The 12,430-nt window shown below is 68.5% G+C and carries 8 protein-coding genes and 1 pseudogene; 4 read left to right on the top strand and 5 right to left on the bottom strand.

Annotated features, from left to right (window positions below):
- Nucleotides 1-418: 418 nt before the first annotated feature.
- The 4 genes and pseudogenes from DMC18_RS07445 to DMC18_RS07430 form a co-directional block, all read right to left on the bottom strand.
- The gene (locus tag DMC18_RS07445; RefSeq protein ID WP_110122129.1) at nt 419-1,177 is read right to left on the bottom strand and encodes an ABC transporter permease; all 759 of its coding nucleotides are present in this window, start codon (nt 1,175-1,177) and stop codon (nt 419-421) included.
- A gap of 83 nt (nt 1,178-1,260) precedes the next feature.
- Nucleotides 1,261-2,004 (bottom strand): annotated as a pseudogene (locus DMC18_RS07440) (ABC transporter ATP-binding protein); the annotation flags it as partial.
- A gap of 2 nt (nt 2,005-2,006) precedes the next feature.
- Nucleotides 2,007-2,450 (bottom strand): endonuclease domain-containing protein, encoded by a 444-nt coding sequence (locus tag DMC18_RS07435; protein ID WP_110132810.1) that lies wholly within the window; start codon nt 2,448-2,450, stop codon nt 2,007-2,009.
- 65 nt (nt 2,451-2,515) lie between these two features.
- Nucleotides 2,516-3,508: an ABC transporter substrate-binding protein gene (locus DMC18_RS07430; RefSeq protein ID WP_110121885.1), complete on the bottom strand. Its 993-nt coding sequence runs from the start codon at nt 3,506-3,508 to the stop codon at nt 2,516-2,518.
- Nucleotides 3,509-3,812: 304 nt separating this feature from the next.
- On the opposite strand from DMC18_RS07430, the gene DMC18_RS07425 reads away from it, so the two are divergent.
- Genes DMC18_RS07425 through DMC18_RS07415 form a run of 3 tightly spaced genes read left to right on the top strand, consistent with a single transcriptional unit; the run spans nt 3,813 to nt 8,378 of the window.
- A complete protein-coding gene (locus tag DMC18_RS07425; protein WP_110132809.1) occupies nt 3,813-6,791 on the top strand; it encodes an RHS repeat protein in 2,979 nt (992 codons plus the stop codon).
- Nucleotides 6,788-8,107, top strand: coding sequence for an RHS repeat-associated core domain-containing protein (locus DMC18_RS26525; RefSeq protein WP_199232549.1), 1,320 nt, complete (start codon nt 6,788-6,790; stop codon nt 8,105-8,107). The genes DMC18_RS07425 and DMC18_RS26525 overlap by 4 nt, the downstream gene beginning before the upstream one ends.
- Nucleotides 8,108-8,159: 52 nt before the next feature.
- Entirely contained in the window at nt 8,160-8,378 is a 219-nt protein-coding gene (locus DMC18_RS07415; RefSeq protein ID WP_146218002.1) for a hypothetical protein, read from the top strand.
- Nucleotides 8,379-8,384: 6 nt separating this feature from the next.
- Here the strand turns inward: DMC18_RS07415 and DMC18_RS07410 are convergent, their stop codons facing one another.
- Nucleotides 8,385-10,451 (bottom strand): ATP-binding protein, encoded by a 2,067-nt coding sequence (locus tag DMC18_RS07410; protein WP_110121888.1) that lies wholly within the window; start codon nt 10,449-10,451, stop codon nt 8,385-8,387.
- A gap of 331 nt (nt 10,452-10,782) precedes the next feature.
- On the opposite strand from DMC18_RS07410, the gene DMC18_RS07405 reads away from it, so the two are divergent.
- Nucleotides 10,783-12,231, top strand: a complete 1,449-nt coding sequence (locus DMC18_RS07405; protein ID WP_110121889.1) for a hypothetical protein — start codon at nt 10,783-10,785, stop codon at nt 12,229-12,231.
- Nucleotides 12,232-12,430: the final 199 nt, after the last annotated feature.

The raw sequence follows: 12,430 nt of genomic DNA, 5'->3' as shown, positions 1-12,430 counted from the left end.
GGCGCCGGGGCGGCGGCCTTGCCGGCCCAGCTCAGGGTCGGACCGGTGTAGTCGGCGCGGGCGGCGGTCTCCACGCGCTGGCTGCGCGGCCCGTAGCGGCTCTCGCGTGCGTCGTCGGCGCGCGCCGGAAGGGCGACGCTGGCGAGCAGCAGCAGGGGCAGAACGAGGCGCATGCCGGTCCGGACGTGGGTATTGCAGTCTGCAACCCTTAGCCGACGCCGCTTAATCCCCGCCTAACGGCGTGGCTCCAGCGTCGGGCGTGCGACATTTTGGGTGGAGCTTCAAAAGCCCTCCCCCTCGATGGGGGAGGGTTGGGTGGGGGTGGCTGCGGCGTCGGCCGTCGCGCGCTTGCCTGAACCGCCGCATCACCCCCATCCCCGACCCTTCCCCCATCGAGGGGGAAGGAAGAGCGCGGCTCCTACCGCCCCCGCCACCACGCCAGCAGCCGCCGCTCGGCCGCCGCCAGGGCCGCGTGCAGGGCCACGCCCAGCAGGGCCAGCACGGCCAGGGCGGCAAAGCCACGCGCGGTCTGCAGGCGGTTGAAGCTTTCCAGCATCCGCCAGGCCAGGCCCTGGCTCGCGCCCGAGCCGGCCACGAACTCGGCCGCCACCGCGCCCACCAGAGCCAGTCCCGCCGCCACCTTGATCCCCTCCAGGATCGCCGGCAGGGCCGAGGGCAGGCGCAGCCGCGTCAGCCGCTGCCAGGCGCTGGCGCCATAGAGGTCGAACAGCCGCGACAGGTCCGGTTCGGCGGCCTTCAGGCCCGCCACGGCGCCCGAATAGATCGGGAAGAAGGCGATCACCGCCGCCAGCGCCGTCACCGCCCGGCCCGGATGGTCGATGCCGGCCCAGATCGTCACCAGCGGCGCGATGGCGATCACCGGCGTCACCTGCAGGATCGCGGCGACGGGTCGGAAGGCGTCCTCGACCACCGGCCGCAGGGCCGCGGCGAACGCCAGGGCCAGGGCGACGAGGGCGGCGAGGACCAGCCCGGCCAGCGCGGTGGAAAGCGTGCCCCAGGCGCTCAGCGCCAGCAGGGGCCCCGCTTCGACCAGGGCCTTGGCGATCTCCGACGGGGCCGGCAGCAGGTAGGCGGGCACGTGCAGGAGGCGGCAGGCGCCTTCCCAGGCGGCCAGCAGGAAGGCGACGAACAGCACGGGGGCGAGGAGGCGGGTCATGGCGTAGGCCCCCTCCGGCCCTCCGGGCCACCTCCCCCAAGGGGGGAGGATTCAAGATGCTCCCCCCCTGGGGGAGCTGTCGGCGAAGCCGACTGAGGGGGCCGCGCGAGCAGCGCGGACACCGCCTCCACCGTCTCGCGGAACGCCGCCGTCGTCCGAAACCCCGCCGGCCTCGCCAGCGGCCCGTCCACGACCACCTCGCCCGCGACCACCCCCGGACCCGGCGTCAGCACCACCACGCGGCCGGCCATGTAGACGGCCTCCTCGACATTGTGGGTGACGAACACCACGGCCGGCGCCAGGTCGGCGCACAGGGCCAGCACGTCGTCGGCCAGGGCGCGGCGGGTGATCTCGTCCAGGGCCGCGAACGGCTCGTCCAGCAGCAGCAGGCGCGGCCCGGTGACCAGGGCCCGGGCCAGCGAAGCCCGCATGGCCATGCCGCCCGACAGCTGCGCCGGCCGCGCGTCCTGCGCGCCGTCGAGACCCACCTGGGCCAGGGCTTCGCGCGCTTTGCTGCGAGCTTCTCGCGCCGGAACGCCCGCCAGCTCCAGCGGCAGCGCCACATTGGCCGCCGCGCTCATCCACGGCGCCAGGGTCGGGGCCTGGAACACCACCGAGGTCTCGCCCTTGCCCGCCGCCCGGGCGACGCTCCCCCGCGTCGGGTTTTCGAGCCCCGCCAGCAACCGCAACGCCGTCGACTTCCCGCACCCCGACGGCCCGACCAGCGCCACCACCTCGCCGGCGGAAAGCGCCAGGTCGAGGGGGCCAAGGGCGCGGCCGCGCGGGTAGTCGACTTCGACGGCGGAAAGGGCGGCGATGGTGTTCACGCTCACTTCTCCTCCCCCGCATCGCGGGGGAGGGGGACCAGCGAAGCTGGTGGAGGGGGTGACCGCCGCTCAGACCTCGGCCGGGCCAGCCCGCCCACGCGCTCGGCTGCCACCGTCCACACGCCCAGCGCCAGTTCGTCCGGATCCCGTAAGAAGTCGCCGGCGGCGATGCGCATGACCTCGATCCCCTGCGACGCGAGCCACGCGTCCCTGCGCGCGTCATGCCTCGCCTGATCGGCCGTGTCATGCCCCGCGCCGTCGATCTCCACCGCCAATCGCGCGGCCGAGCAATAGAAGTCGAGGATATAGGCGCCGACCGGATGCTGGCGACGGAAGGTCGGACCTTCGCCTCGCCGACGCAGGCGCTGCCAGAGCATGGTCTCGGGCAGGGTCATTTCGCGGCGCAGGCGGCGGGCGCGTTTCAGCGTCAGGACTGGTGAGCGCATGTGCGGCGGTCGCCCCCTCCACCCCTTCGGGGTCCCCCTCCCCCGCGAGCGGGGGAGGAGAAAGATCACTTCGGCAGGAAGCCCAGGCTGTAGGCCTTCTTGTAGTCCAGGCCCTTGTCGTAGACCCCCTGGTCGGCCGCCACCTGGAAGAACTCGGCCCAGCGCGCGTCGGTCATGGCGCCGATCCCGTCCTTGGGCACGATGCCGTAGGAGCGCATCTTGTCCCGGGCCTGGTCGAGCAGGTCCTGGGTCATTTCGGGGTTGTCCTTGAGGATCAAGGCGTCGCCCGGCTTGGCGTCGCCGTAGAGATAGCTCTTCCAGCCGGCCGCCAGGGCGTCGCTGATCGCCTGCACCTGGGCGGGCTTGGCCTGGATCATCGCATCGCTCACCAGGGCGAACGAGGCGTAGGCCGGGTAGCCGTCGTCGGCCAGCAGGAACACCGCCGGCTTCTCCCCGCCGGCCTTCTCGATCAGGTAGGGCTCCGAGGTCGCATAGCCCTGCTGGATCAGGCTCTTGTCGGCCAGGAACGGCGCGACCGAGTAGTTGTACTTGCGCACCTGGGCGTCGGTGAAGCCGTGCTTGGCCTTCAGCCACACCCAGAACGCCGTCACCGAGGCGTCCGACAGCAGGATCGGCCTGCCCTTCATGTCGGCGATGCTGGCGACGCCCTGGCCCGGGTGGGCGATCAGCACCTGCGGGTCCTTGTCCATATAGGCGGCGACGGCTTTGACCGGCACGTTCTCCTTGGCCAGGTTCAGCACGATGAAGCTGTTGGAGCCGACGCCGATGTCCACCGCCCCGGTGGCCAGCAGCTGCGGCACGTTCACCCCGGGACCGCCCTGAACGATCGAGACATCGAGCCCGCGCTTGGCGAACTCCCCCGTCGCCACCGCCTGGTAGTAGCCGCCCAGCTCCGCCTGAGCCCGCCAGTCGGTGGCCAGCTTCAGCTTCGTCAGCCCCGGCGCGGCGTCCTTCTTCGCAGGCGAACAGGCGGCGGCCATCGAAGCCACCGCGGCGGCGAGGCCGGCTGCGGTCACGGCGCGGCGCGAAACGGTCATGTGGCGGATCCCCCGGGTGTGTGCGGCGCGGAGGTTAGCGGGGCGGGCGGGGAGGGGGAAGGGCGGCGGCCGGGAAGAGTTTTCGGGGTTTTGTCTTGTGGTGCAACTATGCGGTGATCACGTCATGGTATAGCTAGGTGGTGGGGCTGAGAGTCGGGGGATACGCGTATGGTCGGTTGCGTCGCGTCTTGGGAGCCGCCCTGCGGCCTGTGCTCCCTGTCCAGGCCTCGCCCGCCCCGCTGAACGCGCCGATCTCCCCGAAGCCCTAACACCATCCCTGTCCTGCAAAGGAAGCGCAGCCTCCATGCGTAGCACCCTGTTTCGCGCCGCCAGCGCCCTGGCCGTCCTCACCGCGATCGCGCTAGCTCCCTGTGCGGCGACGGCCGAGTCCTACGATGGCGCCCTGCCGCCGCCAGTGGCGTCGATGGTCGACGAAAACGGGGTCGATATGCTCTCGGGGACCTGGTCGCGCTCAGGCGCCACTATGTCCATCGGCTCCGATACTGGCGGCCTGTCGCTGTCCTATCTAAAGACCGACGGGAACATGGCCGGCACCCTGTTCGGCACCATCAACATGACGGGGGCCAACAGCACCGACATTATCGTGAGCCTGGCGGGGGCGTCGGAAAAGTTCACCGCGCTGGGCGGCGGGCAGTTCGCCGCCGCCAACGGTCAAGGCTCGTCTCTCGTCAATGTGGGCGGAATCTATACCTACACCGGCAGCGACGGCACGATCGCCAAGTATGCCTACGACACCCGCAGCATCATTCCCCGTCAGGGCAATCAGGGGAACCTGATTTCGATTCAGCGACCGAGCGGTGAACTGATCAAGCTGACCTACAAGACTGCGACCTTCTGCGGGGGGACCTATTTCGGCACCTGCATGTTTACTGTCTTCGAGGCGCGTCCCATCGCGATCTCGAGCAGCCTCGGCTATCAGTTGCACTTCTTCTACGCGTCGAACACCATCTCGAGTTCCGGCGCTTACGCCTACCCGACGAGCGCGAAGATGTTCGACGCGGCGGTCGACTACTGCGACCCCGCGCAGGACAGCTGCGGAACCTTCGCCAATGCCTGGCCCACGGTTTCGTGGTCCAACAACGGCTACGCCTACGAGACCGCGACCGACTCTCTGGGGCAGACCGGGTCGGTCGCCAGCGGCGTTCTGACCACGCTCGGCGGCCGGACATTGACCAAGAAAAGCACCGGCGACACCAGCTTCACCTTATCTGACGGCATCGGCACCTGGGCCTACAGCTATTCCGAAAGCAACGGCAAGCGCACGATGACTTCCGTTGATCCGCTGGGGCGCGCGCGCACGGTGGTCTCCGACCTTGCCGCCACCATGCCTCTGTCGGACACCGACGCCCTCGGTCACACCACCGTCTACACCTACGATTCCCTGTGGCGGACGACGCGTGTGACGCTCCCGGAGGGGAACTACACCAACTATACCTACGACGCGCGCAGCAATATCATCGAACGGCGCGAAGTCGCCAAGCCGGGGTCGGGTCTCGCCGACATCGTCACCACGGCCGGCTATGACGCCAGCTGCGGTAACATCATCGTCTGCAACAAGCCGCTCTGGACCAAGGACGCCGCGGGCGCTCAGACCGACTACACCTACGACGCCACTCACGGCGGTGTGTTGACGATCACCCGGCCGGCCGGCGCGGACGGCAAGCGGCCGCAGGATCGCTATGCTTACGCCCAGTTCCCGACCTCCGCGAAGAATAGCGCCGGCGAACTGGTTCAATCGGGATCGATCTGGCGCAACACCAGCGTGTCGAGCTGCATCACCGGCGACACCTGCTCGACCGCCCAGGAAACCAAGTCTTCCTTCGCCTATTCAGGCCCGCACGCCGCGCGCAGCTCCAGCAGCCAGGGCTCGGGGGATGGCGTGCTGCTGGCGACTTCCAGCAACACCTACAACAGCGTCGGCGACCTCGTCGCCGTCGATGGCCCGGCCGCCGGTTCGGACGATGTGACGACCTATCGCTATGACGCGGCGCGTCGTCTGGTGGGCGCGATCGGGCCCGATCCGGATGGCGCGGGCGTCCAGAAGCGCTCGGCGACGGCTATCACCTATGACGGTGACGGCCGCGCGCTGATCACGGCCAAGGGCACGGTCGAGGGAACTTCCGACGCCGACTGGGCGGCGATGAACGTCTTGCAGCGAGCGCTCACCGTCTATGACGCCGCCGGTCGCGAGCGCGTCACCGCGGCTGAGGTCAATGGCGTGATCACCGCCCTGGTCCAGAACTCCTACGATTCCGCTGGTCAGCTCATCTGCACGGCCCAGCGCCTGAACCCGGCGAAGTTCGGCTCCTATCCGCAGTTCAGCGACCTGCCTGCTTCGGCGTGCTCGCTTGGCGTGGCCGGGGCGGACGGCCCCGACCGCGTCTCCTACTTCGTCTACGACGACAATGGCCAGTTGCTGGAGGAATGGAACGCCTTCGGCACGGCCGATCAGGTCCGGACCGAGCAATACGTCTTGGCGACGAGCGGTCTGCCGACCTCCGTCACCGACGCCAAGAACAACACCACGACCTATGCTTACGACGGCTTCGATCGGCCGACATACACCTACTATCCGGTCGCCACTGTTGGGGCGCTGGCCGCCAGCGCCAGCGATTACGAGCAGACGACCTACGACGCCGCCGGCCGCGTCTCGCAGCAGCGGTCGCGCGACGGGCAGGTCACGAGCTTCACCTACGACAATCTCGGCCGCGTGACGTTCGAGGACGCGCCCGGCAGCCTGCCGGACACCGGTTACGTCTACGACAACCTGGGTCGGACGACGTCCGTTTCCCAGTCCGGTCAGGCGATCACCTACAGCTATGATGCTCTGGGGCGTCAGATCAGCGAGACGGGTCCTATTGGAACCGTCAGCTACCAGTACGACATCCAGGGCCGGCGTACGCGGGTCACCTGGCCGGGCGACTTCTACGTCACCTACGAGTACGAGGCGCTGGGCGGATTGAAGGCTGTGCGCGAAAGCGGTTCGACGCTTCTGGCCAGCTACGAGTACGACGCCTTCGGCCGGCGCACGAAGCTGATCCGCGGCGACGGGGCCGTTACGCAATACACCTACGATTCGGCTCTGCGTCTGGCGACGATGACGCACGATCTGGCCGGGTCGGGATACGATCAGACCTATGGCTGGACCTACGGAACTTCGGGCCAGATCAAGACCAGCACGGCCTCCAATGCCGCCTATACGTTCAAGAACAACGGCGCTCAAATCTCCCGCAGCTATGGCGCGAACGGTCTGACCAGGTGACGAGCGTCGCGGGCGGGGCCACCACCCACGACGCGCGCGGCAACCTGACGGGCGACGGCGCTGCGACCTATGCCTATGACGCCGCCAACCGCCTGACCGGCAGTTCTACGGGCGCCGCCTTCGGCTACGACGCCGAGGGGCGCCTGGCCCAAACCACCCTGAGCGGGGTGACGACGAAGATGCTGTATGACGGCGACCAACTGCTCGCCGAGTACGCCGGCGCTGCTGTTCTGCGCCGCTACGTGCCGGGGGCGGGCTCCGACGAGCCGCTGGTCTGGTACGAATATGCCGGCGGTTCGACCGTCAAGCGCTGGTACGCGGCAGACGAGCGCGGTTCCATCGTCGCCGTCCTCGACAGCGTCGGCGCCGTTGAGCGGATCAATGGCTACGACGAATACGGCGCGCCCGCGGCGACCAACCTCGGCCGTTATCAGTACACCGGCCAGGCCTGGCTGCCGGAGGTGGGCCTCTATCACTACAAGGCTCGGGTCTATTCTCCGACCCTGGGGCGCTTTCTGCAGCCGGACCCGATCGGTTACGGCGACGGATTGAACTGGTACGCCTATGTCGGCAACGATCCCATCAACAACACCGATCCCACCGGCCTGTGGGGCGTGCCGGGCACATCGTGCACCGCCGGAACCGCCGGCTGCGACGGCAACGCCGACTTCAGCGACTTCTTCGTCACCGCGTCGCGCTGCGCCTACGGCGCTATCTGCATAAGCCCGCTCGACATCCTGCACCTTGGCCCGCCCGGCGCCGGCGGCCTGCTCGGCGCTCTCGTGCCGGTTACGGCCGCTCTGACCACTTGGGCGACGCCTTCGGACATCATGGGTTGCTCGGCTGCGGTCGGTAGCGCGGCTCTGGCCGGGATGGGCGGCGGCGCTGTCGCCGGGGCCATGTACGGCGGTACCGTTGGCGTCGGTGTGGGCGTATTGACTGGCGGTCCCGCTACACCTGTCACAGGGGGCATCGGCGTCGTCGCTGGCGCCGCCGGCGGTGCGGCCATATTCGGCACCTCCGCCGCGGCTGGCGCCTGGGGCGGGGCGGCTGACTGTCATAGCAATACTGCGGGCGGGGATGGCGGTGGGAGGACTAGCAATCCCGGAAGAAGCGGAAAGCACATTAATCAGGACAAAAAGGAAGCGGCTAAGAAGAAATATGAAGAAGTTAAGGCGCAGCTTGAAAAATTGAGATCAAAGCCGAATAAAACTAAAGATGAAGCTGAGGCGGTTAGGAAGCTTCAAAATGAAGTAAAGCATTGGGCGAAAAAAGCTGGCGCATCCGGAGAATCTCATTGGCATAGGGGTAAGTAAAATGTACACATTTATAGCTTCATTCGACGAGGGAATTTATATAGCGCAGGTGGTGTCCGACACCGTGCCGGGCGCTGTTGAATCTTGGGCGAAATTGTTGATCGAGGAGAGGTTCCTGGGGGAGGCGTCCGAGGCTATGGCCAAGGGGGCCTTGGAAGACCTCGAGGACTATTCGAAGATTGAAGATAGGGAAAACGTCTGGTGTTTCACGCCCTATGCCGAAGGGTATGGGGTGGCGATCATCAATATCGTGAAGACGGTAAGGGAGTAGGCCCCCCTACCGCCCCGCTTCCAGCCACCGCCCGATCTTCGCGTACAGCACCTCGCGCTGCACCGGCTTGGCGATGTGGTCGACCATGCCGGCGGCGAAGCAGCGTTCCACCTGCTGGGGCAGGGCGTCGGCGCTCATGGCGATGATCGGCACGCGGCCGGCCTCGCCTTCCAGGCCGCGGATGGCCCGGGTGGCGGCCAGGCCGTCCATCTCGGGCATGTGGATGTCCATCAGGATGATGTCGAAATGGCCTCGCGCCGCCGCCGCCAGGGCCTGGCGGCCGTTCTCGGCGGTCTCGACGTGGCAGCCGGCCAGGCGCAGCAGGCCAACCCCGATCTCGCGGTTCATCGGGTGGTCGTCGACCAGCAGGATCCGCGCGGCCCGGGGATCGCGGGCGGCCTCGGGCGTGGGCGCGGCCAGCGGTTCGGCCTCGGCGGCCGGCAGTTCGAACCAGAAGCACGAGCCGTGCCCCGGGGCGCTGTCGGCCCCGATCCGCCCGCCCATCAGCTCGACCAGTGACTTGCTGATCGCCAGCCCCAGGCCCGCGCCGCCGTAGGCCCGGGTGGCGCCGCTGTCGAGCTGCACGAACCGCTGGAACAGCCGCGCCTGATCCTCGATCGGCACGCCCACCCCGGTGTCGATCACCTCGAAGCGCAGGCGGTCCTCGACCTCGCCGGGCTCGATGACCAGCCGGGCGACGATCTTGCCGCGCTCGGTGAACTTCACGGCGTTGTTGAGCAGGTTCAGCAGCACCTGGCGCAGGCGCAGGGCGTCCAGGTCGTGCAGGCCCTCGACCGGATCGACGACGTCGATCTCGACGGCGAGGTTCTTGCCCTCGGCCTCGGACTGCACGATGCCGACCGCGTCGTGCAGCACGGCGCTGGCCGAGGCCGGCTGCAGCAGCAACTCGACCTGGCCGGAATCCACCCGCGAGACGTCGAGGATGTCGCTGACCACGGTCAGCAGGGCCGCGCCGGCGGTGTCGATCATCCCCACCTGCCGCTGGGCGTCGGCCGGCAGGTCCTCGCGCCCGGCCAAGAGCTGGGCGAAGCCGAGGATGGAGTTCAGCGGCGTGCGGATCTCGTGGCTCATGGTGGCCAGGAACTCGGTCTTGGCCTCGGCCGCGGCGAGGGCCCGGGCCCGGGCCGAGCGGGTCAGCTGCTCGCGCCGCACCAGCAGGCGCCGCAGCCGCTCCTGCTGGGCCAAAGCCAGGCCCGCCGCCAGGGCGGTGACGAACACCACGGTGACGAAGCACTGGATCAGCCGGGTCATCTGCGGCGGGTTCCACGGCGCCAGCAGGTGGCCCTGCCAGATGTTCCACACGCCCAGCGGCAGGGAGACGGCGGCGATGGTCAGGGCCGCCTCGGCCGCCCCGCGCGGACCCAGCCGGAAGGCGCAGAGGATGGCGGCGGGGAACAGCACGAAGGGCAGGGGCGCGCGGGTGTCGTGGAACACCGCCGCCGTCAGCACCGCCATCAGCAGGAAGAGGCCCGCCCGCTCGCCGGCCGAGCGGTGGAAGGTGCGCCGGTGCTCGGAGTCGATCAGCACCAGCACCGCCGGCACGATCAGCGCCATGCCCAGCGCCCCGCTGACGAACCAGTCGCGCCACACCCCCAGGAACGGCTGGTGCTCCAGCAGGGCCAGAAGGGCGGCCGCGACCCCGGCCGTGACCGCCACCACCGGGGCGATCACCGTCACCAGCAGGGCCAGCTGGCGCATGGTCCGCACCCGCGGCGGCCCGCCGAACGCCCGCCGCACGGCCTCGCGCGCGCCCCAGGCCTCGGCCAGGTTGACGGCGGTGAAGATCAGGGCCCGCTCCGGCGTATCGCCCAGGGCCAGGCAGATGGCGACATGGGCCGCCCCGACCACCACCGTCAGGATCAGCCGCCGGGGCGGACCCAGGGCCATCAGGCCGACGGCCAGCAGGGCGGTGCAGGGCCACAGGGCGGCGATGCCGTAGGGGCCGCGGGTCAGGGCGTCGCTGAACAGCTGGGTCGCGACGAAGGCCGCCGCCAGCGTGACCAGCAGCGTCGTCTGTCGCCCCGTTTCCTGTAAGGCGGCGCTTCGCGTCATCCTGTTCCCGTTCCCCCGGACGGAAAACTTACGCCGAACGGCGGTTTCAGTTTCGGCAGCAATGCATTCTGTGACGCTATGCCGCAACGCTTTTTGATAGTGTCGACTATCCGACGAAGGCGGGCGAACCTTTACGCCGCAGGGCTTTGCGGGTCGCAACGGCGATCAGGCGGCCGCTCGCCGACGTCCGTGGAGCCAGGGCTTGCGGCCCCTCCCGCGAAGGGAGATCCGAATGGTCAAGTTTCCACTCGCCCTATGCGGCGACATATGGTTTAATCCTCTTAAAGTGGTGTTTGCGTCCGCGTAGCCTTCAACGCACTCGGGGGCCGTCATGCCAACGCTCAAAGACCTGCTGGATCGTCCTGTCGTCTGGAAGGACTGGGACCAGGATCAGGACCTTCTCGCTTTCCTCGCCGATCTTCAGGCGAACATTCTCAAGGGACACGGGCGCGACTTCACCGCCAACGTCTTCCTGAGTTTCGCGGGCATGAAGCCCGGGGCGATCCGAAGCCTGCTCGAAAAGCTGTCCTACCTGACCACCTCGGCGCTCGATCAGTTGCGCTCCGCCGAGGCTTTCAAGCTCACGGGCGTCAGCGGCGGGCGGATCGTCTGCGTCTTTCTCAGTCGAGGCGCCTATGAAAAGCTGGAGGTTCCCGCTGACCAGACGCCGGCCGACCTGGCGTTTCAGGGCGGAATGCGACAGCGCGGGGCCTTGCCGGAAATCACGTTCGGCGGCGGGATCACGGTAGCGGGGCTGAATGATCCGCCTCCCGCCGATTGGGAGCAGACCGGACCCTGGGCGCCTGCGCACGCCAGCCCCGACGCCATGATCCTGATCGCCGACGACGACGAGGACAAGGTCACCGCCGGCGCCCTGGCCGTGCAGCGCATCATCAACGGCAGCGGCGCGGTTCAACTGGGGATCGACCGGGGTCTGGCGCAGCGCCGCAAGCAGAGCGGCGGCGACCCCAAGGGTGAAGGCATCGAGCATTTCGGCTATGTCGACGGCCGCAGCCAGCCGCTGTTCCTGGCCGAAGACCTTGCCAAGGAAAGCCAGGCCCACTGGAACGCGACGTTCAAGCCATCCCAGTTCATCGTCGCCGATCCGGCGGCGTGCACGCCGGTGTCGGCCGGCAGCTACTTCGTCTACCGCAAGCTCGAGCAGGACGTGAAGGGGTTCAAGGAGCGCGAGGAGCTCCTCGACAAGGCCTTCGCCAAGCCGATCGGCGAGCGCGCCGGCGCCCTGGTCGTCGGTCGCTACGAGGACGGAACCCCCGTGTCGCTGGGGGTCGATCCGACCGCCGGCAATCCGATCAACGATTTCAACTACCAGGGCGCCGCCGGCAAGCTCTGTCCCGTGCGCGCCCACATCCGCAAACTCAATCCACGCACCATCCCCGACGACGATTTCGAGCGTCGGCGGATCATGGCCCGGCGCGGCATAACCTACGGTCTGCGCGAGCCGCGCGACGACGATGGCGACTTCTCCGACAAGCCGACCGGCGGCGTGGGCCTGATCTTCATGGCCTACATGGCCGACATTTCGGAGCAGTTCGAGTTCACCCAGGCCGCCTGGGCCAACAACTCGAACTTCCCCCAGCCGGGCACCGGAGGTGATGCCGTGATCTCGCAGCGGCCGAACCCGGCGGGCGGCAGCGAGATCCTGTGGAACGACGAGCGGTCGGGCCAGACGGCCAGCTTCGACTTCAAGACCCATGTGAAACTGGTGGGGGGCGACTATTTCTACGCGCCGCCGGTCAGCTTCCTGCAGCGCGGCTAGCCGAAGCGTCGCCTGGGACGGGCGGCCCTAAGCCGCCGCGCTCTCCCGGCCGATCCACTGGTTCAGGGCCGTGATCAGCGCGTCCCGCTGGATCGGCTTGGCGACGTGGTCGACCATGCCGGCCTGGCGGCAGCGTTCGATCTGGTGGGGCATGACGTCGGCTGAAAGGGCGATGATCGGCACGCGGGCGGCGGGGCCG

The organism is Caulobacter sp. D5 (assembly GCF_003185805.1).
In the GTDB taxonomy this organism is placed as follows: Bacteria; Pseudomonadota; Alphaproteobacteria; order Caulobacterales; family Caulobacteraceae; genus Caulobacter.
The sequence above is the reverse complement of the archived record's forward strand: the minus strand, read 5'-3'. Positions and strand labels throughout refer to the sequence as shown.